Raw genomic sequence first — 24,157 nt, 5'->3', positions numbered from 1 at the left:
GTCATCCCGCACCTCCTCACAGGTACAGAAGACCCCCACCACCCCATGCTACCAGACAGCGGGCTTTGCCGTCCTAGTTTTTTTGCGTCAGGCCCATGCGCTTGAACATCAGGTGAATGGTCGAAAGTGCCTGCACCTCAATCCCGCGGGCACGCAGTTCGGCTTGGATCTCGGCCAGCGTGATGCCGGACCCGCCCTCCACCAGGGCGCGGAGCAGATCCTGATGCGGCTCGAGCACCGCACGACGATGGCCGCCGATGCGCTCTGGGGTGACCGAGCCGGTCTCGCGCAGCCGCCGCATGAGCTTCACGGCGGCCGAGGAACTGACCTCGGAATGAGCAGCAGCCTGGCGGATCGAGCTGCCCTTCTCAACAGCGCGAACAATGCGCCGGCGCAGGTCCTGCGATAACGGCGTGGTCATGGCGAGCCTCTGTGCTCACGCTCCTGACCACATCGAGCCAGACTTCTCGCTTCCGTTCAACCCCAAACCGCTCTAGGTGATGCTGCTCTCGCTTTATAGGACGTAAGCTGCATCAGCCCTAGGACGCAAGCGCGATAGGTTCGTTTGCATTGGCCACTGTGGCTGGCCTGCGGCTCGTAATCTTCCGACCGTATTCCCTTAAAGGCGTCTCAAGAAGCAGGAAATTTAGGTTGCTGAGGAGCAAAATAATGACAGCAGCCGTGAGGACATAGGAGAGCCCGATGCCTGGACCAATGGGAATGCCCGATGCAGCCGCATACTCCCGCCAGAGAGCAAAGGTAAGATAGAATGCGGGTCCGTGAATCAGATAGATAGCGTAAGACCTCTCGCCGACCCAGAGGAATAAGTCATGTAGGGCATAAGGTAGGGGCAGGAAGTACCCCTTCCCATAGGAGGCAAGCCAAACCGTTATAGCGCATACGATGGCTGTGAGAGACACCCGCACCTCTGGAATTGCAGTTGGGATCGCCACCAGAAGCAGAAGCAGGATAGCGCTAGCCCCAAGGGCTGCGACCTTGCTCTTGAGAAGCGTAGGCTCAAAAATTCGATAGGCCTTCGTCTCAGAAAAGAAATAGATCAAGACGCCCCAGATCATCTTGTCCATCTGCATTGCGTTAAACCACAGACCTAGCCCAGCGAAGAAAAGACCAAGCGCTGCTAGAAGAACGAGCTTCCACCTCCACGCGGGCGGACAAAGAAGCGCGAAAAATGGGAGCACAAAGTAGAACTGCTCCTCAGACGCAAGCGTCCAATAAATGGCCATCAGATTTTGCTGATCACGAAGATTCGCGGTAAACGTAAGTACAGCGATCTGATTTTTGAAGTTTAGCCATAGACTGCCAACTTCTGGAATGAAAAAAGAAGCAGGAATGTAGAAGAGAGCCCACAACCATGCTGACGGCAGAAGGCGGAACGCTCGTCGAACCCAAAAATTCTTCATCGTGACCCAGACCTCGTCGTCTTGGGCTTGATCGATGCTCCTGAACAGAGACTTGCTAATTACATATCCAGATACGCAGAAGAATAGATCAACACCTCCGCCGAAGACAAAGGTCGAAAATATCCACGTCAATTCTTCTGATGGCCAATTTACTAGAATCTTTAGATGCGCAAAGACTGTAATAAATACAGCTACAGCTCGAATGTATTCGATATCCGAGTTTTTATGGTGTGTTTGCGGCAGCTTAACCTTTGAAAGGACAACTTGATAGCTTGCAAGGATTGCGGCCATTACAGCGAACACAGTAAGAAGCAAGACGCCATTGTTGACCAATGCAGTTGTCTGGTCAGGAAAGGACCGAAATCCAGAGAATGTGGCGAGGGCGACCCGCAATTCGCCAGGTTTATCAGCATAAAGGTCGAACCGCTTTACAATCTTTCCAACACGTACTTCGACATTGCCGCCAAAGGGGTTCTGGTCAAAGGTGAGCGTTGCCGTTTGGGAGACCTTCCCATGCCATTTCAGTGGAGAGGGGGGCAGGCCTTTAGAGAAAACGCGCTCATTCCGAGTTTCCCAACCTGTTGAGGCCGGTACAGCATCTGCCAAAGCTGGGAACGGGGCAGCTGGATCGCTGAGGCGAATCCATACCTCGGAGCCTTTTGCCGCTGAATTCTGCGTTCCGAGAGCAGTAACCTCAAGATCTACTTTGTACCATGCCTTCCAGCTCATGGGAGTTGCTGCAGCGATTAACACTACGACCAGTGTAAACGCGAGTAGATACATCGGCGGCTTTGCCAAGTCTGACTTGCTTGATTTCAATCCACTAGCGATATTCCTGAATGCCAAGCTTAGCCGCACGCTGGAGCCCCCAATTGTAGCCAAGCGATTTGCCGAAATTGGTGGTGCCTGTCAATTCAGCCCCGAGGTGACGAGAGCGCATAGCTGGCGCAGCCCGTTCCGCCCAGATATCTCCCGGTCTTGGGGCGCCTCCGTCCGCCAGGCGAGCTCAGCTGTGACCCATAATTCTCAATCTGGACCCTCAACACAAAGCGGTCCGGCCCGGGAGAGCGTCCGGAAAGCAAGGAGGCCCGAGTGTTGCATCAGCCGGCGTGCGGGTCCGTCTGGTGCCGAACGATCCTAATCGGGAGCGGGACAACGCGAGTCTGATAGCGGCGTGTGAGGTCTTGGGGGCGGATTGTGAGCGGCTGCGGGTACAACGGGAGCATCTGTTCCAGCGCATCATCGATCTTCTCAGCGAGGAGGGTAGCGGATCAGAAGACCATGACCGCTCTTCATCGCAAACCGGCACCTGAGGGGAATGGGATGGGGTTCGTTGAGCGGGAGGATGTCGGGATGACGCACCACCGTAAGCTGTCCCCGCACCGGAGGCTGGAGGTGTGGGAGACTTCAGGTGGCCGGTGCGTGGTGTGTTGCCGCGAGATTGACGGCGCGCGAGCGCTGGATTGCCGACCATATTCGGGCGCTCGAGCTTGTGGGGCTGACGATCTCACCAACATGGGACCAGCACATCAGGCCTGTGCCTGGAGCAAGACCCTAGACGATCACTGGCGGGCCTCCAAAGTTAAACGGCAGAAGCGTCAGCACATCAGCGATCCAGACCCCAAGCGGCCCCTGCCTTGCGGCAAAGCCAGTTCTTGGAAGCAAACTCTCTCGGGTCAGATCATCCCGCGATGAACCCGCTTTGCAAATAGTTTACTCCACTATTCCCCAGAATAAATACATCGGCAGAGATAATAACCTTGGACAGGATTGGTGTCGCGTCGGTCGCTTACCAAGAAGCAGCACCCAATCAGCAAGGCAAATTTCGATGCGGCAATTGGTGGCTTGGCCCTAGGCAACAACAAAGCTATTGCAACCCAGAAAATCCCAACTCTTCGAGGTAGGCCTGAATGCCAACGATTGGACAGATCACCCTGGTCAGCGACACGACTGCTTACTGTAAGGTACACTGGGGCAAGACTAACAAAGCTCGGGGTTCCTGCTCTTTTGCTGTCTATATCCCAACCTTTCCTGGAGAAGGCTGGCAGGCCCGCAGGTCGAAGGCCATCGCAGAGGCGATCCAGATTGCAGAGGCCTTTCTGCATAACGATCAGGCTCAGCGTGTCCAAGGGTCGTGCCAACGTGAGCCTCTTCACAACCTATCCGTCAGCGCATCCGCCTTCTGAAATCCCATCGAACGGAGATCCCCCTTCTCAAACGGAACTCTCAGCGCTAGTAAGCCTGTTTCATCGACAACACCGGCAAGCCAACATGGATACAATGATTCATTCATCAGAAGGAGGCGTTGTGCGGCCTGCTCTGAGTGTCGTGATTGGTATCCGGAACTGGGGCCTTGACAGGCTCGATGTTGCCATTCGAGCGCACCTCGGCTCCAGTATCCATGGGATTGAGGTGGTGATCTCCGATTATGGATCGGAAAATCACAGAGATGTTGAGGCCATTGCCCATAGACACGGGTGCAGGTACATCTACACTGTGGCGGACGTCTGGAGCCGATCGGCAGCCCTCAATGCCGGAATCAAGGCCGCTTCAAGCGAAAACATCCTGACGACAGATGCCGATATCCTCTTCGCACCGCAATCCCATGAAATTCTTCTGAAAAACTTGGCCTTGATGCCGGATTCTGTCCAGATCATCCAATGCCGAGACCTCCCCGAAGGCTTTGGGGCCGACAGTTTGACCCATTTTGACTGGGACCAGCTTTTCCAAGTCTCTTCAATCCGCCCGCGTTGGGGTATGGGAGGCTCTGCAACCTTCACGAAGGCGCTCTTTGCAAGGCTCCATGGCTTTGAGGAGCGCATGACCGTTTGGGGCGGAGAGGATAACGATCTTGTTCAACGCGCCCGGCGCTCCGGAGCAATCCTCAACTGGGTGGAAGACGCTGAGGCACAAATTTATCATATCTGGCACCTGCCCGATTCCCGCGGCACCTCCTCAGCGGGAACGAAGGTCGTTGAGCAAAACAAGAAGATCCTGAACGAAGATCGCACAATGGTGCGGAATCTGGCGCGCACCTATCGTGGATCTGCGTCATTTGTGCCAACCGTTTCCATTGTCATCACAACAAGAAACCGCCCGAACCTGCTTCAGGAATCGGTAGCAAGCTGCCTCAACCAGACCTTCCAGGATTTTGAAATTCTCGTTGTCGACGACGGGTCTGACGATGAGCTTAAGCCAATGCTAGATGATTTCGGCGATGACCGGATCCGCCTGCTGAGGCTCGACAAAAACAGGGGCGTGGGTTTCGCGAGAAATTACGCAAACCGGGTCGCACGTGGCGAGTTTATCGCCATCCACGACGACGACGACCTGATGCTGCCACAGCGCTTGGAACATCAGCTCAGCGCAGTTCTTGATGATGCTGCTGGGTCGTATGGTGGCTGGATTGATTTCGATGACCGGACCGGAGCCCTAGTACCAAATCCAGGGCGAACAACGTTTGACCGCGGTTCAATGATGTTCGTGAGAACACTTGTTCATGCCAGTATTCTCATTCGACGTCAGGTTCTCGAGCACTACAGGTACAACGAAAACTTTCTCGCGAACTCGGACTATCACCTGTTGAACCGGATTGCGCGAGGAGGGGTCGGTCTGGCCCACTGCGGCCACTACGTCATTCTCCGTCGCTTGCACTCTCACAATCTGACCGGAACCCACAGCACAGTCCAGAAATCAACGGCCAATATCAGCAAGGCCATGGCCAGAGGTGCCATCTCGGCGGGTCTTGAGCAACGATACAAGAAAGCGTCCCGAGCCAGGCTAGAGGCGGATATCCCCCCGTCAGAGGTGGTTGCCGCTGCTCAGCACCTGCCCCCGAGGTTAAGGTCGAGAAAAATTAGGGTTGAATTCAGTGCTCCTCTGACGGGACAGCATGGTGAATTCCAGGCCCTCGCCTCCGTCCTTTCGAGTTGCGAGAATCTCAATCTGGAGTTCACACCTGGTCCCCTGGGGGGAGTCAAAGCCGTCACTCTCGCAGATAGCGGAGACGGAGCACGCGACCAGCTCATCTCGATGTTCTCCACAATGGGGTCGATCGACCGTGTTACTGAGATGATGCTTCCTCTGGCATACCCTGATTACTCGACCCTTGAGGCGGAGATAGCGGAAGGGGACTCTGTCGAGAGGAAGTATATTAGCATCGACACCATCGAAGGTTGTCTGCCGGTCCTGCAGAAACACTGTCGGTATTGCCATCTTTCTGCGGGTGGAGCTGCTGGGTACATTCTTGGGCTTCCACCCCTTCAGCCCGCCGTGCAAGCCCTCTTGCAGGCCAAGCTGCGCAGATTTCCCGCTGATCACCGGTCCCAAGGAGGGGTTTGAGTTGCAAACCGAGATCATTATCGATCCCTCTGAGAGGATCACCACAATCAAGTATGTGCCCGAGAGCTATGATGCCTTTCCCCCGGCAGCCGCGGCTTGGATGGACGGAAGGGTCATCGAGTGCAACAGGGACCGCGAAGCGGTCGCCCAGGTATTGCTCCTGTTCCCGTTCGTTTCGGGTCAGTTCTCTCCGGCACGAGGATGCGGCGTCGACGTGGCAAGCTCGCTACGCGAGTTGTTTTACCCGCGGACAATTAACCTTGAGGGTGTGGAGTTTAAGCCCGTTCGCATCCCGTCCGGCACACGGACTGCGATGCTGTGTGATGGGTCCTATCGCTCAGCCGCTCTGCTGAGCGCACGTGCCACGGATCTCCATTTCCGGCTGAGCGAGAGCGCCTATACGACATCCATTGGCCCACGCAACGTGGTGGTGGCCTCCAACTTCGGCCTGTTTGCGCGACAGGATGGCCAGCTCTTGAGCCTTCTTCCGGCTCTCGCCGCAGGACTATTGTTTGCAGAAGACCTCGGGATCGCACGCTTCGTTTTACCGATTCATGATCTGACAAGCGGCGAGACCGAATTGTTTATCCGTCTTGCCGCATTGCTCGCAGCCGTGAACATAACGCTTGACGCGCCTTTTCTCGGGGCAGAGTTCACTGCCTTATCTGAGTTTCTACCGCAGGTGTCCGGGCTCGAGATCTTTTTCTCTGAAAGACATGAACATATCGCCTCTCCAGACGATCTTCCCGATTACTGGCTTGCGAGGCTTCTCCTCTCGCAAGCCGCGGGGGATGTGCAGGCCACCATCGCCGCCTCTGACAAGCTTCGAGCGCTTTCTGGCCGTGGTTTCTCGTTTTCTGCACGGGAGCGCAGCCTGTTTGCGTCCTTGGCAAAGGACCCACACAGCGAGCGGGCCAATCCTACGCAATCAATTCAATGATGCTCAGAACCCTCAAAAATTTTACGCCATTCCCGGTACGCATCTTCCTGAAGGAGCGACTGCCGAGCCAGCTTGTCGGCACCGTAACGACCAAACCTATACCCTCGCACAAGCAGGCGGAACCTGTCCGCGGGACAGCGGCGCCGAACGCAACCCATAGACCAGTGAAGGCCGAGTGCCCTATCTGCGGCACCGCTCTTGCACCAGCCAGCCGCAAGAAGGAAATCAGGTGCACAGGGTGCGGCTCCACGTCGAACCAGCGTCGTCTGGCACTTGCCTTCTACGCCTGCGCAGAGAGGGACCAACGCATTCTGGTCCTCGGTTCCGATCCCATCCTTCAGTCCCTCTGCAATGAGACAAAGAATGCTCACTGGGCATCGGACCTAGCCCATGTCCCATCAGAATGGCGAACTCACGTCCATCTGTGCATTCACTCCCCCGGAACCCAGGCTCGCGCCCTCCCCCCAGAAAAGCTCCTTAGGGGTGCTAATGCCTTTCTGTCTCCTAACGGGAAGCAGATTTTCACTCCCGAAGGATTTGCGGTGAGTTGGCGAATCTTTAAGTGGCAACTGCGGACCACCTACCTCGTTCGTTGGCTCCAGCAGAAGGGGTGGCCAGAGGTCTCGGAATTTGAGCCGGACGACCATTATGGAGCGGGATCCAGTGAGGTCTTCGCTTGCAAGGCAACCGGAAGTCTTGCAGACGCTGTCATCATGCTACCGAAAATCTCAGCCAATACGGATGCGGCGCAATGACATGGAATGGTCTGGGTCAGGGCTGAATCCACGACTGCCGACATAGAGAGCAACGACGACTTAGGAACGACGATGAATGTACTTGTCACTGGTGGAGCCGGGTATATCGGCGGCCACATGGTGTTAGCTTTGCTGGATGCAGGGCTCAAGCCCATTGTCCTTGACAATCTGTCGACGGGATTCCGCTGGTCGGTGCCAGATAGCGTGCCCCTGATTGTCGGCGATGTGGGCGACCACGAGCTGGTCCTCCAGACCCTGAAGAGCCACAAGATTGACGCCATTGTGCACTTTGCTGCCAAACTCGTTGTGCCAGAGTCGGTCATTGATCCCTTAGGCTACTATCAAAACAATACCGTCAAGAACCGGGCGCTGATGGCAGCGGCTGTTGCGGCAGGGATTGAGACCTTCTTCTCTTCAACCGCGGCTGTATACGGCAATGCCTCGGACAAGCCGTTGACCGAGGATGCTCCCCTTTCGCCCCTGTCACCCTACGGCAACTCGAAGCTTCTGAGCGAGGTGATGCTGCGGGATATCGCGGCGGCATATGGAATGCGCTATGCGGTGTTGCGCTATTTCAATGTCGCTGGCTCAGATCCGGCCATGCGTCATGGTCAGTCGACAGCAAATGCCACCCACTTGATCAAGGTGGCGGTGCAGACAGCGCTGGGCATGCGCCCCTACATGGAAGTGTACGGGACTGACTACACCACGCGCGACGGCACCTGCATCCGCGACTACATCCACGTGAGCGATCTGATCGCCGCCCACATGCAGGCCCTAACTTATTTGCGCGGCGGCGGCGAGAGCCTTGTGGTGAACTGCGGTTATGGTCACGGCTACTCGGTCGCGGAGGTCATAGAAACTGTCCGCCAGGTCTCAGGTCGACCGCTTGAAGCACATATCGGTCCTCGTCGCGCGGGCGATCCGAGTATTATCGTCGCAGATACAACCCGCATCCGTTCGACGTTTGGATGGCAGCCGCAATACGATGATCTATCTAAGATCGTTGACCATACCCTGTGTTGGGAACGTATGCTACGTGAACAAAATGCTAGATTTTAGAATGGGCAGAGGAGTTGGTCCCGAAAAAGACGACTCAAAGGCTACGCGGAGCCCTTCCAAAAGGGGCATGATTACAGAATGTTATGCGCCTAGCATGATACCCGCCGGGTAATGTTGACTCAGATTTGCGTCGGCGCGCCTGCGGTGATTGGCTCCGGAGCGGGGGCGCTGTTGCAGGGAATCAGCATGGCCGCGCTCCGGATCTGGCCTGCCTCAATGGGGTGAACAGTATGTGATGTCAATTTAGGGCTGGTCTGGCGCCAGCTTGGAAGTCAAGACCAAGACCTCAGGTGCATGTGGATGGTAGCCCAAGGATGAACGCGGGCGCACCGTGTTGTAATGGTGGCGCAAATTTTCGATCATCACCCTTTGCCTCTTCTAGGGTGTAGAAGATCTCTCCTTTCAGCCGTTTGTCCCGCAGATTGGAGTTGAATCTCTCACAATAGCCATTCTCCTATGGACTGCTCGGCTCGATTTAAGCCGTCTTGGCGCCCACAGCCGTGATCCACTCGCGCACCGCTTTGGCCAAAAACTCGCTGCCGTTGCCCGAACGAATATAGCCCGGAACACCGAGCAGGATGAACGAGTCGGAGAGCACGTCGATCACATCAAGGGATTTGAGCTCCCGACTCACCTGGATCGGCAGGCATTCACGCGAGAACTCGTCAATGATCCTGAGCATGCGGAACTTGCGCCCGTGATGGGTGCGATCCCCGACGAAGTCGTAGCTCCAGACATGCTTAAAGCGTGCAGCAGCTGCGTGAAATCGGGGTAGCTGATTCCATAGGGCTGCTTGTGGTTGGCCGGGCGGCGTCTCATGCGTAAGCACTCGGCGTGTGCCCTCTTGTGAGAGCGCTGTTTGCGCGTGACGTTCTGACCTTAAGGCTCGCTTTAAGGTCAGCAGATCAATGAAGATCGAAGTTCTCGGCACAGAGCGCCGGCGGCGCTGGAGCCTCCAGGACAAACTCCAGATCGTCGAAGAGACGCTGCAACTGGGTGTGAGTGTGACCGAAGTGGCCCGCCGCCATGGTCTTGCCCCCAGCGTGGTTTTCACTTGGCGCCGTCTGGCCCGCGAAGGACGGCTTGGCGACGTCGCGCCGACCTTCATGCCGGTCAAGATCACACCCGTCCCAGCCCAGGCTCCGTCGGTGACCTCCCCATCGCGGCGCACCGGCCTGATCGAGATTGTCCTGGGCCGCGGGCGCCGCATTCGCGTGGATCGCGAGGTCGATGCCGAAGCGCTGCGGCGGGTGCTGCAGGTGGTGGAGAGCCTGGCATGATCCCGGTGCCGACCGGCGTGCGCGTATGGCTCGCCACCGGCTACACCGACATGCGGAAGGGCTTTGGTGGCCTCTCCTTGCTGGTGCAGGAGACGCTCAAGCGCGATCCGCATTCAGGCAACCTGTTTGTCTTCCGTGGCCGCAGAGGCGATCTGATCAAGGTCCTCTGGTACGACGGCCAGGGCCTGTGTTTGTTCTCGAAGCGCATTGATCGGGGTCGTTTTCTGTGGCCCTCGCCGGCCGATGGGACGGTGTCGATTTCCACCGCGCAGTTGGGCTATCTGTTGGAAGGCATCGACTGGCGCAATCCCCAGCAAACCTGGCGCCCGACCGCGGCCGGATAGGCAACGAAGCCTTGCAAAGCAACGCTTCCGTGGCAGACTCAGAGCGTGGCAAATCACCCCGATCCGCTCCCCGCCAGTCTGGCTGACGCTCACGCGATGATCCGCGCCGAGCGCGCTGCCCGTCTGGCAGCCGAAGCCCGCGCGGGTGATCTGGAGATCGCTCGCGCTGCGTTGGAAGTCGCCCGGCTTGAAGTCACGCAGGCCCATGCCGCCCGCTATGCCCTGGAGCTGGAGATCGAGCGGCTCAAGCTGCAGATCGCCAAGTTGCGCCGCCAGCACTTCGGCACCTCATCGGAACGCAGTGTCCGTCTCGAGCAACTGATGCTCGCTCTGGAGGATCTCGAGGAGAGCGCCGCTCACATGGATGCCGAAGCGGAGGCGAAGGATGCCGCCGCAGCGCCGGATGCCCCCAAGTGGAAGGTCGAGGAACTGGAGCGGGCCAAGCCCGCCCGCCGGCCCTTGCCCGGGCATCTGCTGCGCCGGCGCATCGTCCTTCCTGGTCCCACCGCCTGCGCCTGCTGCGGCGGCAGCTTGCGCAAGCTCGGAGAGGTGGTGAGCGAGACCCTGGAGCGCATCCCGGCCAAGTGGGTCGTGCTGCAGACGGTCCGCGAGAAGTTCAGCTGTGCGACGTGCGAGAGGATCACTGAGACGCCCGCACCCTTCCATGCCATTCCGCGCGGCCGTGCCGGCCCGCATCTTTTGGCCGAGATCACGGTCGGCAAGTTCGGGCTGCATCTGCCGCTGACCCGCCAGAGCACGGTGTTCGCCCAGGAAGGGGTCGATCTGGATGTCTCGACCTTATGCGACTGGATCGGCGCTGTCGCGGTGGCGACCCAGCCGTTGAGCGCGCTGATCGCCGAGCATGTCCTCAAAGCCGAGCGGCTGCATGCCGACGATACGCCGGTGCCGGTGCTGGCCAAGGGAAAGACGAGGACCGGCCGGCTCTGGACCGTGGTGCGTGACGACCGCCCCTTTGGCGGCAGCGATCCGCCGGCTGCCATCTACTATTACTCTGCAGACCGCAAGGGCGAGCATCCGCAGTCGTTTCTGAAGAGCTACAGCGGGATCCTGCAGGCGGATGCCTATTCCGGCTTCGGACAGCTGTATGAACCAGGCCGCGTGATCGGGGCTGCCACTGAGGCAGCGTGCTGGGCGCATGCGCGACGTAAATTCTTCGAACTGGCCGAGTTGAGGAAGGGGCCGATCGCGGTTGAGGCGGTCAAGCGCATCGATGTCCTGTTTGCCATCGAGCGTGAGATCAACGGCCGACCGCCTGACGAGCGATGCTCTGTTCGTGCTGCTCACTCCAAGCCCCTAGTGGAGGATCTGGAGCGCTGGTTGCGGGCGCAGCGTGGACGGCTGTCGCCCAAGAGTGAGACCGCCAAAGCCATCGATTACATGCTGCGGCGTTGGGATTCATTTGCGCTCTTTCTCGAGGATGGGCGGGTCTGCCTGTCGAACAACGCGGCCGAGCGGGCCATCCGCGGCATTGCGGTTGGGCGCCGGAACTGGACGTTTGCCGGCTCGGATGTGGGTGGGCATCGCGCAGCGGCGCTGTACACGCTGATCGAGACCTGCAAGCTCAATGAGGTCGACCCACGCGCCTGGCTGGCTGACGTTCTGGCGCGCTTGCCGGAGCATCCGGCCAAACGCCTTGACGAGCTCCTGCCCTGGAACTGGAAGGCGCTGCGGGATGAGCAAGCCGCGGCTTAAGGCTCACGCCCCTCGCGTGAACAGCGCCTTGAACAGCTTTTCGGCTTTCTGCAGCCCTTCATCGGTGAGCACGACAGACTTGGCCTTGTTGGCCGGATCGCAGATGAAACCCTTCTGGTAAAGCCGATCTGTTACGTCCCAATCGAAGCTCTTCCAGGCCCGGCACCCATCGTGCAGCGTCAGCCACAGCAGGGCGAGGACGGCCTCGTCGATCTTGTCGTGGTCGATCTTCATGCGGCCACTTTACCACGCCGCAGCTGAAATTCCGCGGTCCTCGGCGGATGCGTACTCTCATGCCAGCTCCTCTGTCCCTAGACTTGCGTGCGCGGATCGTGCGTGCGGTGGAAAGCGGATCCTCGATTCGGCAGGCGGCCTGCGCCTTGAGGTCAGCCCGTCGGCCGCCGTGAAGCTGGCGGCGCGGTATGCAAGAGGCAATCGTGCGGTCGCACGCAAGCTCGCCATCGTGTTGCATCGGATGTGGCGTGACGAGACGGACTGCCGCTGGTCAGCAGCCCCATGAGTTGAGCCCAAGTCCTTTCTGAGCTTCTCCGGCACGGAGGAGGTCCCTGCGGGGACGACGGGAGTTGGCGAGACCGGGGAAACTGGCGCGATAGCTTCGGCTGATCGCGCGGCTTAGATGGCTCCGCCCACTCCTTTGATCCCATCATGAGGCGGCTGGATTTCTGACCTCGGAGAGAAGCGAGCTCGGTAGGACCGCTTATCGGGAGCTGAAGGAAGCACGCATAAGGGAGTTGACCTATGAGCCCCGAATAGAGAAGAGAAGCACTGAAATTTCGATCCAGCTCTACGCTGTAGGAACTCTATGGCTTTACCAAGCTGTTCATAGGAAGCTTCTCCTCGGCAGCCAGAGAGTTATTTTCTCCGGCGTCACATTCTGCGGGCAAAAAGTCTAACGCTTCCGTATCGTTAGATAAATTGGGGTGTATAGCTTCTCGAGGGGTGGAGGATACATCATATGAGATTGCGGCGAGGAATAACTGCACACCAATAATGATCGGCAGAGCTGAGATCATAACCGTACCAGCGGTTGCTACTTCGCCTTGGGCGCTTTCCGTGATCCACTTGAGAAGACCAAAGCTTGTTCCAAACAAGATTAGCAAGAGGGAAGCAAACAACTCGACAGATGCAACATTGAAGTCACGAAGATAATAATTATATCCGATCCTTTTCACCATATTTCGGAGATGGCCAAGGATAAATGGCATCAAAATTCTATTTATTTTCAAGCCACTCTCTTCGTCAGCATATTTCGCTACCATCGGTATATCGACGACCTTGGCTCGGATGGTGCTCAAACGAAAAAGCATATCACTCTCGAAAAAGTAGCGCTTGTGAAGCGTGTCGAGGCGCATGATCCGCAGGATTTTTACACTAATTGCGGTGTAGCCGTTGGTTGGATCAAAAATATCCCAATAGCCACTCGAAAGTTTCGATATAAAAGATAACGCTGCATTTCCGAAAATCCGGACACTTGGCATCTGCTCAAGAAACTCAGGGCTGTAAAAGCGGTTACCTTTGGTGTAATCGGCAACACCTTGTATGATGGGTATAACGAACTGCCGAAGAAGCGCGGGGTCCATTTGGCCATCCCCGTCTATCTTAACGACGACATCAGGATTGCTACGCAACACTTCCTGATATCCTCTCACAACAGCACCACCGACGCCGAGGTTCTGCTCATTACGGAGCACCCGCACCCGTGGATCTGCGCAATGGGCCTCGATAAAGTCGCCGGAGCTATCAGGGCACGCGTCGTCGATGCAGAAGATCTGATCAACCTCTGGACCGATACGGGAGATAACCCCCAAAACGTGCCGAGTAACTTTGTAGCACGGGATAATTACTCCGACTCTTGCACGGTCAATCACTTCCACACCCTCTATTCATGCGGTTAGTAGCAAACCAATAATCATCAGGCCAACACCAATGACGTATCGAAGTGAGATCGTTTCACCAAGGAATAAGACAGCGGCAATAGGTACAAGTATAAAGGCAAGAGCCATGTAGGGGTATGCTTTGCTAACTGGCACATATTGCAAAACACCTACATAAAGCATGGTTGTTCCGCAATAAAGAATCAGGGCTAGAATAATCACTGGCTGGGTGAACAGCTTAATAAAACCTAAGATGTCAGTGGCCCGATCTGCCTTTAGCGCGCCGAGTCGAAACAGGGTCTGACCCGCAGCTAGCATAGCCGCCGAGAGAACCAGTAGAGCAGCAAAGAGTGGCTTCATTATCCCAGACAAGTCCCAGAACCAATTTCACATAGATCAACGGACAACATATACGCCGCAATTAAATACAAAATGACCTTTTCGAGCTACTAACTCTGGCGTCGTGGATGGTCATGCTAGATAATCCTCGCGGTAGTAAATATCCCGACCGATTTGCTCACAAAAGTATTCTTTTGGCACAGGATGCATCGCACGTAGGAAGCTGTGCGGATAAGGAAAAAAGTTGAAATGCGGATTGAAGGTGTAAATCGACTCTCGCTCCATAGGAACGATAATTATTAAGCGGCGCGCCGCAACTCGTCTTAGCTCAGCAATTGCAGTTCGGTAATCAAGGATGTGCTCGATTACGTGCGTGCAAACAACTGTGTCGAACTCATTATCTCTAAAAGGAAGCCTCTCAATTTTGGCCGGTATAAACTCTATATCGGCGAACTGCGGGTTCTCAGGGACATTGAAATCAGTCCCGACCAAACGGCTGAGCTCTGTGTTTGCATGTGCCTTGATATGATTCAGAAGAAATCCAGTGCCACATCCAACGTCACATACGGAGGGTCCGATAACGTCCGATGTCACTTGAGTAAGGCAGGCTGCCGAATTATCTGTTCCACTATGGACATGCGGATAATTTCGGTAGAGCTTCTCATACTCTTCGTCCGTTAGAAACGGAGCGCGCTTACGAAAGTCTGCCATATGGCTGATATATGGCCCATACATCTTGGCACCCAGCCAACGAAACAGGAACGAATCCTTCAGTATCGGTGGAATCAGTTCCTCAATGACAAAACGTATGCGATTGCTCGTTTCGCGCCGCACTTCGATCTCCCTATCAAGAAGGATGGAGCCGGCGTGTATTCTGGTTGGCCGGCTTTCGCAAGAATAAAATAGCCCCCTACCCGGCATGAGCACGAGGAGGAACTGCAAGATCTGTCGGAGACCATGAGAGCTGTGTGGAACTCTCGCAAATTGTCTGACGCGCAAAGTGGATCAGCAGCGGCGTGAGCAGTAAGCCAGCTAACACCAAGGGGAATTGATACCGATAATCCTGAGATCCAATCAACGGGACCAAGGACAACGTGTTGAAAAGTACTGGGGAGAGAACCACAAACACAACACAAAGCTTCTGGCGCTGTCGTAACGCGGATACGAGAATTAGTATAATAAACACTACACTTGCCGGGCGCCAGAAAATCGAGAACAGCAGTTCGTTTGATGTAGTCCAGGAGACCTCCCTGGTAAGGAAATTAGCTACTAATTGGCTTACGGGATTATACGTTATCTGAATTGCTCCGGGCGAAGGATCTTGCCAGATGTCGAGCGGAACTAAGTGTCTTGCAGCGTGGACGGGCGGTGATATGCGCCAGTTAAGAGAGTTAACACAAACAAGATGCTTTAAAGCTACACCGGGGTTACGGAGAATTTCTCTAATAGCTGGCTTCATCAAGGACGCATCGAGTTGATCCCACGAGATTCCCGGCTCCCAGAAAAGCGGTACGACACTCTGACAATCGTAGGCCTTCTGCCACTGCTCAAGCGGCAGAATAGTTTGCATGTGCCGAAGGGTTTCCCCATCTGTAATTTTACCTTCAGCTGCAAAGCTCCCAAGCAAGTGCATTGGGATAATGCCACCATAGTGCTTCCCAATTCCCTTTACGCCAAGAGCCGGTAGAATTGCAGCGTTCAAAGCAATAGGTATCAACAACCCGGCAAATAGGGCACCAACAATTAGACGACGCCTCAGTATGCGTCTGTATAGGATGAAGAGAGCTAGAATTGTTCCAGCCGCGACAATAAGCCCGTTGTGCCGCAGAGTTGCTACTAGAAAGAGAACGAGAAGAAAGGCAACAAGAAATGAACGTCTAGCTGCTGCTGCACCGCCTGTTCGCAAAAGTACTAGAAGCAAAGTCGCTAGAACGACTACAGCTATCGTGAAAGGCACATCCTTCCAAAAAGTGGTTGCCATTAGATGAACTGGAGCGAATAGAGGAACAAGCAAAGCTGCACCTCCAACTAACCATCTAGGGACCGACCACCGGCGCAATTCTACGCAGGTCCCGCCAATTGCTAATGCCATCAGAACAATCTGGATGGCCATCGACCAGCCAGGCGAGCCTAGAAGATAACCTGGGCCACCAATCAAGAATGTATGAACAACTGGATGTGCATTGCTGAAGGCGCCGAGATGCAGATCTGTCCATTGGCTAATTGAATCCGGCGACATTTGCGCCGGCCAAGTGCCAAGCAGAACTAAAGTAAAGACAATAAAAGATGGCAGACTATAAATCGCAAGCGCACGCCAGAATCCGAAAACAGGCTCATAGCTCACGGACCTATTTGGTTTGTAGTGCAGTAGCGAAATTATGGCCAAGATCACAGAAGAAAAAATTAGTACTAGGCTCAGGAAATTCCAGGAATTCCTCCAGTTCGTTCGTGGTTCTACAGGAAACTCTGAGATATTTACTATCTGTGATCCACTGGGTCCGGATGCAAATAAGTCGTAAGTCCGCTTTAACCCATTAATTTCAACCGCGACTTGTCCAGACCAGCCGTGTCGTGCAAATACAAATTCTGCATCCTGAGGCAGAGCCCCATTCCATGTGATACGAGCGGGCTGATAGCGGTAGGACACTAGAGAACCTTCTCGCAGTTCCCAGCTATTCTTAGGTTTGGCTTTCGTTCGAAGCGCGGAGCGCTTCATGTCTGAAGGCAGCGCGCTAATCCAAACCTCAGTGCTTTGCGATGAAGGATTGCTTGTGCCGAGTGCGGTTATAGTTATGTTAACAGGAACATCGACGCGCCATGGAACAACAGGCCAGCAGAGTACAGTCAGGACTCCTAGCAACAGGGAAATGGCCACATCGCGCGGTCTAATGAAGCGTGTGAAAGGCACTAGCTAGTTTCCTTGACCTTATGAGCTTAGCGTTAATTGATGCAATTGCTCGAAGAAACCGATGTCGACTGTTTTGTCAACTCCGCAGCCCATGAAACTTCTGTAACATGCTGCAAATATTGGATTTTTCGAGCGGTGCTGACGCTCCTCTGCCCAATAACGTCAAGATTTCCCGTCATGATAGGCAACCGCGTCAGCGTTCACGGGTCGCGGTTAATCGATATGACCTCAGAACCCTGAGAGTCTGACTCAGAAAGACTGGTCTGGTTTCAGGGCCTTGCAAGCCGTCTGGTGAGCATCCGGATATGGGCGATGAAGACCCAGGCCACTGCGCTTTCAATGGAGGCTTCGAAGTCCTTGGCCAGGCGGCGGCAGCGTCCAAGCCAACCGAATGTTCGCTCCACCACCCAGCGGCGCTTGAGGATCGCAAAGCCTTTGGCCGCGTCGGAGCGCTTGATGATCTCGATCGTCCAGTGCCCGAGAGTGGCGATGGCCTCGCGCAACTTATCGCCCGCATAGCCGCCGTCGGCAAACACATGGCGCAGCCAGGGATACAGCGCCCGGATGGCGGTGAGCACCTCCACCGCACCATCACGGTCCTGGATGTCGGCGGTGTGAACGCGCAGCCCGACCAGATGGCCTTGCGTATCGGTGATGATGTGGCGCTTGCGTCCCTTGATCTTCTTGCCTGCATCAAAGCCGCGTGGGCCTCCGGCTTCCGTGATCTTCACGGACTGGCTGTCAATGACGCCGGCCGAGGGGCTCGCCTCGCGTCCGGCCTTTTCGCGGGAGACAGCAACAAGAGCATGGTTGATCCGCTCGAAGGTGCCGTCCCGTGACCAGGCATAGAAATAGCCCTGGACCGTCGAATACGGCGGAAACTCCTTGGGCAACTGGCGCCATTGGCAACCGGTCGAGGCCAGATACAGGATCGCCTCAACCACGGCTCGCAGGCAGGTCATGCGGGGACGCCCGATCCGCCGAGCCGCTGGCATGAACGGCTCGATCAAGGCCCATTCGGCATCTGTGAGATTGCTTGCATAGCGCAGTCCATCTCGCCGATACTGTCGGCGAGTGGCTTCGGTCCAAACCATCGTGACCTCCATCGAATCTTCGCAAATCCGACGGAATCACAAGGGCTTGGGGCCACTCAACCTTTTTCAGTCAGCCTCTTACAGGCTGCGGACTAACGCAGGGGCAAAGATGTACACTTGCAACTTCCTGAGGCATCGCTAGAGATGCCGGCAGCAAGATAAATCAAGGGCAAGCTCGCTGTGGAACGTCTCGGCTTCGATAAGACAACACCCTATTCAGCCATAGAAGCAGCCATACATGCAGCTCGCTATGCTGTTGCAAAACCGATCTGCGAAGGGCGACGTGTACTCGACATCGCTTGCGGTGAGGGATATGGCTCCGCTCTTTTAAAGGACTGGGGGGCTGACAGTGTCCACGGCGTCGATATTTCCGAAGATGCGATTGCGTCAGCCCGTGCAAACTTTACCCGCTCTGGCATCGATTTCAAGGTAGGGCGCGCGGAGGACGCAGCGACGCTCCTTGACAGAGAGAGCTACGATCTTGTGATCAGCCTCGAAACGTTCGAGCACTTGGACGACCCACGTGTCTATCTGCGTCAGATCAAGTCGCTCGCGAAATCAGACGCGGTGATCATCATCAGCTGCCCCAACGACCATTGGTACTACCCGCTAGAGTCTCAAGGAAATCCATTTCACAAGCGCAAGTATACATTCGATGAATGCCGAGAAATTTGTGAAGAAATACTGGGCCCTGCGGCATGGCGCTTCGGGGGACTAACAGTCGGCTTCATGGCCGCCGCAGGAGGTGCTCCGCAAGGTACGCATTGGGATCAGACTGCGATGATGAACTACAGTGTTGTCCCAAATACGATCATGCTTCCTCCGGATCCCGATACAGCACCTGAGCACAAATTTTCGTCATTTTTCGTTGGGATTTGGGGAGCACCCGATCTGCCACTGAGTGCTGCAATATACCCGACGTCTATGAAGGTCCTAGAAACAGGACTGTTCCCGGACACCGCCGCCCGACTTGAACAAGCCAAGCGGGACGTCGAGCAATCCAACCGGGACGTCGAGCAATCCAAACGGGACGTCGAGCAATCCAAACGGGACGTGCGGATACAACGTCTTAGGAATCAGGCGCTCGAGTCGGAGAACTCTCTCCTTAGAGAGGGCATTACCCAAACTGCACAGCTAAACCGCCGTCTCTCTTCCGAGAACGCCAAATTACAAAAGAAGCTGGCCCAAGTCCCCTGGCGGGCGGTGGGTATCTATAGGCGAGTTAGATCACATATCCCCCAACCCGCTATGAAACTCATTGGGCGGGGCGTTACCGCGATTAAGGCGCTACGCAAATGAGTAAACCAAATCGAGCGCTAACCTACAGGGCCGTCAGCTTGCCTTTCGTCACCCATGAGTTGAATGCATTTCTCTCGGATGATTTCACTTCCGACTCAGGGGGCAACATTGGCTCGGCTGGAGAGAACCTGACGATCTCGTTCCTGTCGCTCAATCGCGTTTGGCTTTCCGAACGACTTTGCGCTTCCATCGCCGAGTGCATACCTGAGTTTGCCGGTGAGGTTGTCGCAATCGACAATGGATCATCACCTCAAGAGGTTAAGCACTTACGGGAAGTTCTCGCAAGGATGCCGTACCGCACGCGACTCGTTGAACTTGGCGAAAACAGAGGAGTCGCCGGGGGTCGGAATGCCACCATCCCGCATGTCAAGACCAAGTGGCTTATGTGTCTCGACAACGATATTTATTTCATCAGCAATCCGCTGAAACGGATTCAAAGCGATATTGCGGCGCTCGGCTGTCGCTTTCTCAGTCTTCCGTTGCTCGAACCCGATAGAAAAAATTTGTTCGCAATGGGAGGCATGCTCCACGTCTCATATGATGATGCAGGACATGTCTCAGTCAGCGGTGGAAGTGCCTACAGGCCGACAACCGTCGACACATATGATGCCCCGGGCTTTCTCTCCTCTTTTGTATTCGGAGGAGCCTGCGTTTTTGATGTGGAAGCGTTCAAGGCCGCTGGCGGCTATGATGAAGCGCTCTTTATTGGATTTGAGGACACTGACTTCTCGATTCGTCTGTTTCGGATGGGGTATAAGGTTGGCACCACCGGCGCTATCGCTCTCGTTCATGATCATCCGCCGCCGGCATCAAGCAATGATACCGATTATGAGAAGCGCCGCTTCTCAAACGAGATCATCAAAAAATCCGCCCTCCATCTTGAAAAAAAATACGGCTATAAGTTTTGGGATGACGGCACGCAAAGCTGGCTGGTCAAGAGACAAGCTGATTTGGGCCTAGAGGTTGCAAGTCATAAGCCCCTTGCGGCAACCGCCCGCTCGAAACCTAATATTGCTCTCGTCGTAGACGTTGAGGATTGGGCTTTCCACAATATCGCGACCCAAGTGCAAAGAAACCTCAAGGATAAGTTCGATTTCGATATCATACCTTTACAAGCGATCGATGATGATCTCTTCCGCCTGATGCTGATGATGGAAGGCTATGACGCAGCTCATTTTTTCTGGCGGCAGCACCTCCATGCATTGGCAGGCTCCTATGTGAAGCAAAAGGCTGCGTCTTTCGGCTTCGATTTGGATGAACTCCATAAAAGGTATTTGGCGAATCGTCCGATCACCACATCGGTCTATGACCATCTGTTTCTTGAGCCGAACCAAATCGAGGAGCGAATGCATGTTTTCCAAAGTGTCACCGGGTATTCGGTATCTTCGGAGCGTTTGAATCGTATTTACTCAAATATCATTGGATATCCGCAGCCGAGTGCGGTCCTCACCGATGGAGTCGACTTGGAGCGTTTTCGCCCTGCTCCGAGGGCGTTATCGACGCGGGCTGATCGTCCACTTGTTGTCGGCTGGGCTGGTAACAGTGCCTGGTCTTCCGAAATTGAGGACTTCAAGGGGTTTCGGACTTTACTTGCTCCTGCGATCGAGGAACTTGCGGCAGAGGGAGTGCCACTCACCGGCCATTTTGCGGACAAGCAGATTCGGATGATACCGCATCGTGAGATGCCGGAGTACTACTCTCAGATTGACGTGTTTGTTTGCTCGTCCAAAATTGAAGGGACACCCAACCCGGTCTTGGAGGCAATGGCCTGTGGGGTTCCCGTGATCTCAACTGATGTTGGGATTGTTCCGGAGGTCTTTGGCACAAAGCAGCGCGATTTTATTCTTCAGCAACGGACAAAGGATTGTCTAAAGCAGGCTCTCCGGCGCCTGCATGAAAATAGAGGTGTTTTGAAGGAACTCTCTGAGGAGAATCTCTCTTCGATCCAGGCTTGGGCATGGGCTGAGAAAGCCCGTCTCTTCGGCCCCTTCTTCGAAGGGATGATTTCAAAATTCCATGAGAGCAAGCCGAGCGCTGGGTAACTTTTGTTGTTCTGGTCTACGCAGGCCATATCGGTAAGCGCGATATCAAGCCATACTCCCGGTCTACTCATCGGCTTGGAAACCTGCGCGGAGGTTCATGATGGTGCTGGCAGCCACTCGCTGCCTTCTGTAACCGCGTGCGCCTACCATCGGTCCAGTACGTCAACTTTCGTCATTTAGGTTACAAGAACGACGGCTATGAAGGATATAATTCCACTGAAGTGAGTCTGCTCGAGCGTCGGGCACAACAACTCATCTGCCAAACACCTACGGCACTCCAGCCATGCTCTGCGGACTACCTGCTCGCTCTTGGACGTTGATTGAAAACAGATCTGGACGAACGTGCCTCATTCTCTCGCCAAGGGGAGACGCAAGGGTGCGCGAATACTCGATGGTCATATGATGCGCATCCCTGTAGATTAGCACGTTACCTCCTACTGGCGGGCACAGTTGCTCGTCACAGAACCTGTCTGTGAGATCAATGAAGCTGACGTTGTCTGGCCTTGGATTGAGTGTGGTGGCCGGATCCACGTCATAGAACAGGATGTCGCGAGGCAGTGCACATTTGGCTATATCATCGGCATTCCTCTGGACACATTCGAGAACGTCATCCTTCATGCGGGGAGTATCCCGAACCGCAACCACTCTGATGTTGTTTCTGGCCAGGCGCTTCCACTGCTCCCGGTAACCCGTAGGAACACTCTCCGTGGGCCTGTCAAACCGCAGTGCCCCGCGCCTCGTTGATGTTGTGAACACCGCATCTGGCCGTAACTGCAAGATGGTATCCTGCACATCCTCGTTCCACTGCAGGCATGAGGGATTGTTCTTTGTGTCGGCCGCGAACGGGCACCCACTCTTGGTAACGGCAACAATTCTCCACTCATGCTCAAAGGCCAACTTCTCAAGCGCCGGCAGCCAATGCTCGGAATGCGATCCGCCCACCAGCGCGATCGTCTTCCGGGCGTTTGTTTCAATTCCATAAACACACGTGGTCACCGCCGGCTCCCGCAGGTTTTGCTGACACCGGTTGGCGTGCTTTCCTTTAACGGCTGCCGTGGTTGGATAGACGGGTATTCCAGGCTTGACGGCAGTCGCCAAAGACATCGGACTCGCGCCACCGGGGTACTCTTGGGCCAGGCGGGCGAGAGCCTCCTGCTGTCGACTCTCCGCCGCCTGGTTCACGAGCATCCATGTTAAAGCAACCATCAGGACGGGGATCGCCAGCCCCATCCCCATTGCGTGCACATGCCACTTACGCGCTGTCCCAAGCGAGGAGTGCAGGATTGGCTGTTCGACCCACCTGTTGGTGCAGTAAGCGCCCGCTATGGCCACGGCAATGACGAACAATCCACCCAGCGGGCCAACGCCGGTATGTCCCCGCAAGATCATAAAGAAGATCAGCACCGGCCAGTGCCAGAGATAGAACGAGAATGAGATCTCCCCCAAGGCCACCAATGGCTTGCTGGACAGAAGCCTGTCAGCCCCAAAACGCGACCCGCTACCGCCGGAAATCAGAACGAGGGCAGCCCCTACCGTTGGCCATAGGGCAACATACCCTGGAAACGACGCCGAGGCTGGCAAAAGGAAACCGCAGCTCACGACCATTGCGAGGCCTACCCATCCAGCCAGCACTCGCAGCTTCGGGGGAACCGACAGGCGCGGAAGTGCAATGGCGAGGATCCCACCAAGGGCGAACTCCCACACCCGCGCCAAAGTGTTGAAGTAGGTGGGAGAGGGATCGCGGGTCGTCTCAATGATCGAGTATGCGAGCGATGCGACGAATACAGCCACAAGTGCCGCCATATAGGCGGCGCCTCCCATACGAAACCGTCTTGCTGCCAAGGCAATCGCCAACAGCACGAAGGGCCAAACGGCATAGAACTGGACCTGAACGGACAAAGCCCAGAACTGCTGGACCGGGCTCGGCGCCTCCTCACGGGCCAGATAATCGACCGAATTCATCATGAGTTTGAGGTTCTCAAGATGAAATGCGCTGTAGACAATCTCGTTGAGGAAGCCGGTCTGTCGGCTATGCGGCATCCAGACGATGGCCGCACCCAGCGTGAGGGCCAGCACCAGATAGGCGAGCGGAGCTATGCGTTTGGCGATCCGCGCCCAGAACGCAATCACATCAAGGGTCTGACTTCTTTGAATTTCCCGATACAGAGAGCCCGTGATGAGAAAGCCGGAGATCACGAAGAATACGTCTACACCGCCGGACACTCGCCCGAACCATATATGGAACACGGCCACGAGCAGCGCACCAATAGTGCGAATTCCTTGAATTTCAGGACGGTACCCTGAACGCTCCCCAGTCGAATTTGCCACTCTGCCGCCCCCATCCCTGCGCAGAACATCAGCGATAGACGTTCAGCTGCAAGAAAATATTGCAATACTTCAATAATTTACCCGACAACACATCTGAATGACTGTCACCAGCACAACAGCTTCCAACATAAATATTGGAGGTTCCCAGTAGCTTGGCTATACAGCGGCCGCTGTATAGCCAAGCTACTGAGCGAGAACAGAGGCTACCCGAAATTTGAGACCCTCTTGCTTGAACGGGTGCAACCCGCACGCCTTTCCGATTCTCTCCGCACTCTGTTTATTTGCTCTTCCGTCGATTTTCAATTCAGCGAAGGGGGCGGTGACCTGCCACTGAAATTTTCCTCCAGGTTGAGTTAGAGTCCGGCCCCTCACAAGGACGGACAATGAAGCGTTCAC

General features: G+C 55.5%; 17 protein-coding genes and 2 pseudogenes. 9 read left to right on the top strand and 10 right to left on the bottom strand.

From position 1 onward, the window contains the following. Window positions 1-73: 73 nt before the first annotated feature. Both JKL45_RS25865 and JKL45_RS25860 read right to left on the bottom strand, forming a co-directional pair. Entirely contained in the window at window positions 74-421 is a 348-nt protein-coding gene (locus JKL45_RS25865) for a COG3415 family protein (RefSeq protein ID WP_201864676.1), read from the bottom strand. A gap of 118 nt (window positions 422-539) precedes the next feature. Then, window positions 540-2,150, bottom strand: a complete 1,611-nt coding sequence (locus JKL45_RS25860; RefSeq protein ID WP_201864675.1) for an acyltransferase family protein — start codon at window positions 2,148-2,150, stop codon at window positions 540-542. Window positions 2,151-3,692: 1,542 nt separating this feature from the next. Here JKL45_RS25860 and JKL45_RS25855 point away from each other — a divergent pair. From JKL45_RS25855 to galE, 3 genes are all read left to right on the top strand, one after another. Further along, window positions 3,693-5,762 carry a glycosyltransferase family 2 protein gene (locus JKL45_RS25855; protein WP_201864674.1) on the top strand — a complete coding sequence of 690 codons (2,070 nt, stop codon included), beginning with the start codon at window positions 3,693-3,695 and terminating at the stop codon, window positions 5,760-5,762. Window position 5,763: 1 nt separating this feature from the next. Further along, a complete protein-coding gene (locus JKL45_RS25850; RefSeq protein WP_201864673.1) occupies window positions 5,764-6,702 on the top strand; it encodes a hypothetical protein in 939 nt (312 codons plus the stop codon). Between the two features lie 827 nt (window positions 6,703-7,529). Next, window positions 7,530-8,519, top strand: coding sequence for a UDP-glucose 4-epimerase GalE (galE, locus tag JKL45_RS25845; protein ID WP_201864672.1), 990 nt, complete (start codon window positions 7,530-7,532; stop codon window positions 8,517-8,519). A 243-nt stretch (window positions 8,520-8,762) separates the two neighbouring features. On the opposite strand, the pseudogene JKL45_RS25840 reads toward galE, so the two are convergent. Further along, window positions 8,763-9,258: pseudogene (locus tag JKL45_RS25840) on the bottom strand (integrase core domain-containing protein); the annotation flags it as partial. A 169-nt stretch (window positions 9,259-9,427) separates the two neighbouring features. Here JKL45_RS25840 and tnpA point away from each other — a divergent pair. The 3 genes from tnpA (at window position 9,428) to tnpC (ending at window position 11,856) form a co-directional block, all read left to right on the top strand. Continuing rightward, window positions 9,428-9,799 carry an IS66-like element accessory protein TnpA gene (tnpA, locus tag JKL45_RS25835; RefSeq protein ID WP_201864671.1) on the top strand — a complete coding sequence of 124 codons (372 nt, stop codon included), beginning with the start codon at window positions 9,428-9,430 and terminating at the stop codon, window positions 9,797-9,799. Further along, window positions 9,796-10,143 (top strand): IS66 family insertion sequence element accessory protein TnpB, encoded by a 348-nt coding sequence (gene tnpB, locus JKL45_RS25830; RefSeq protein ID WP_201864670.1) that lies wholly within the window; start codon window positions 9,796-9,798, stop codon window positions 10,141-10,143. Before tnpA ends, tnpB begins: the two co-directional genes overlap by 4 nt. Window positions 10,144-10,239: 96 nt before the next feature. Further along, on the top strand, window positions 10,240-11,856 hold the full coding sequence (gene tnpC / locus JKL45_RS25825; protein ID WP_201864678.1) for an IS66 family transposase: 1,617 nt from the start codon (window positions 10,240-10,242) through the stop codon (window positions 11,854-11,856). Between the two features lie 3 nt (window positions 11,857-11,859). Here the strand turns inward: tnpC and JKL45_RS25820 are convergent, their stop codons facing one another. Further along, complete coding sequence (locus tag JKL45_RS25820) at window positions 11,860-12,090, bottom strand: DUF6429 family protein (protein ID WP_201864669.1); 231 nt, start codon at window positions 12,088-12,090, stop codon at window positions 11,860-11,862. 179 nt (window positions 12,091-12,269) lie between these two features. Between JKL45_RS25820 and JKL45_RS25815 the strand changes: the two are divergent. After that, window positions 12,270-12,376: pseudogene (locus tag JKL45_RS25815) on the top strand (IS110 family transposase); the annotation flags it as partial. Window positions 12,377-12,677: 301 nt separating this feature from the next. On the opposite strand, the gene JKL45_RS25810 reads toward JKL45_RS25815, so the two are convergent. The 5 genes from JKL45_RS25810 to JKL45_RS25790 form a co-directional block, all read right to left on the bottom strand. Beyond that, window positions 12,678-13,751: a glycosyltransferase family 2 protein gene (locus tag JKL45_RS25810; RefSeq protein ID WP_312897037.1), complete on the bottom strand. Its 1,074-nt coding sequence runs from the start codon at window positions 13,749-13,751 to the stop codon at window positions 12,678-12,680. Between the two features lie 9 nt (window positions 13,752-13,760). Beyond that, window positions 13,761-14,111 carry an EamA family transporter gene (locus JKL45_RS25805; protein ID WP_201864668.1) on the bottom strand — a complete coding sequence of 117 codons (351 nt, stop codon included), beginning with the start codon at window positions 14,109-14,111 and terminating at the stop codon, window positions 13,761-13,763. A gap of 111 nt (window positions 14,112-14,222) precedes the next feature. Continuing rightward, window positions 14,223-14,924 (bottom strand): class I SAM-dependent methyltransferase, encoded by a 702-nt coding sequence (locus tag JKL45_RS25800; RefSeq protein ID WP_201864667.1) that lies wholly within the window; start codon window positions 14,922-14,924, stop codon window positions 14,223-14,225. A 76-nt stretch (window positions 14,925-15,000) separates the two neighbouring features. Beyond that, window positions 15,001-16,998, bottom strand: coding sequence for a DUF6020 family protein (locus JKL45_RS25795; RefSeq protein WP_201864666.1), 1,998 nt, complete (start codon window positions 16,996-16,998; stop codon window positions 15,001-15,003). Between the two features lie 269 nt (window positions 16,999-17,267). Beyond that, window positions 17,268-18,092, bottom strand: a complete 825-nt coding sequence (locus JKL45_RS25790) for an IS5 family transposase (protein ID WP_201864665.1) — start codon at window positions 18,090-18,092, stop codon at window positions 17,268-17,270. Window positions 18,093-18,272: 180 nt separating this feature from the next. Here JKL45_RS25790 and JKL45_RS25785 point away from each other — a divergent pair, with 180 nt between their 5' ends. Both JKL45_RS25785 and JKL45_RS25780 read left to right on the top strand, forming a co-directional pair. Continuing rightward, window positions 18,273-19,391, top strand: a complete 1,119-nt coding sequence (locus JKL45_RS25785; protein WP_201864664.1) for a class I SAM-dependent methyltransferase — start codon at window positions 18,273-18,275, stop codon at window positions 19,389-19,391. 38 nt (window positions 19,392-19,429) lie between these two features. Continuing rightward, window positions 19,430-21,433 (top strand): glycosyltransferase, encoded by a 2,004-nt coding sequence (locus tag JKL45_RS25780; protein ID WP_201864663.1) that lies wholly within the window; start codon window positions 19,430-19,432, stop codon window positions 21,431-21,433. Window positions 21,434-21,700: 267 nt separating this feature from the next. On the opposite strand, the gene JKL45_RS25775 is transcribed toward JKL45_RS25780, so the two are convergent. Then, complete coding sequence (locus JKL45_RS25775; RefSeq protein ID WP_201864662.1) at window positions 21,701-23,761, bottom strand: acyltransferase family protein; 2,061 nt, start codon at window positions 23,759-23,761, stop codon at window positions 21,701-21,703. Between the last annotated feature and the right edge of the window lie 396 nt (window positions 23,762-24,157).

The sequence above is a fragment of the Microvirga soli genome, from assembly GCF_016734765.1.
GTDB classification, from domain to species: Bacteria; Pseudomonadota; Alphaproteobacteria; order Rhizobiales; family Beijerinckiaceae; genus Microvirga; species Microvirga soli.
Note: the sequence above shows the minus strand (reverse complement) of the source record. Positions and strands in the feature narration are given on the sequence as shown.

Coding starts and splice junctions, on each gene's coding strand:
- JKL45_RS25865 (WP_201864676.1), bottom strand. CDS start 421: ATGACCACGCCGTTATCGCAGGACCTGCGCCGGCGCATTGTTCGCGCT.
- tnpB (WP_201864670.1), top strand. CDS start 9,796: ATGATCCCGGTGCCGACCGGCGTGCGCGTATGGCTCGCCACCGGCTAC.
- JKL45_RS25855 (WP_201864674.1), top strand. CDS start 3,693: ATGGATACAATGATTCATTCATCAGAAGGAGGCGTTGTGCGGCCTGCT.
- JKL45_RS25860 (WP_201864675.1), bottom strand. CDS start 2,150: ATGAGCTGGAAGGCATGGTACAAAGTAGATCTTGAGGTTACTGCTCTC.
- JKL45_RS25790 (WP_201864665.1), bottom strand. CDS start 18,092: ATGGTTTGGACCGAAGCCACTCGCCGACAGTATCGGCGAGATGGACTG.
- tnpA (WP_201864671.1), top strand. CDS start 9,428: ATGAAGATCGAAGTTCTCGGCACAGAGCGCCGGCGGCGCTGGAGCCTC.
- galE (WP_201864672.1), top strand. CDS start 7,530: ATGAATGTACTTGTCACTGGTGGAGCCGGGTATATCGGCGGCCACATG.
- tnpC (WP_201864678.1), top strand. CDS start 10,240: ATGATCCGCGCCGAGCGCGCTGCCCGTCTGGCAGCCGAAGCCCGCGCG.
- JKL45_RS25805 (WP_201864668.1), bottom strand. CDS start 14,111: ATGAAGCCACTCTTTGCTGCTCTACTGGTTCTCTCGGCGGCTATGCTA.
- JKL45_RS25820 (WP_201864669.1), bottom strand. CDS start 12,090: ATGAAGATCGACCACGACAAGATCGACGAGGCCGTCCTCGCCCTGCTG.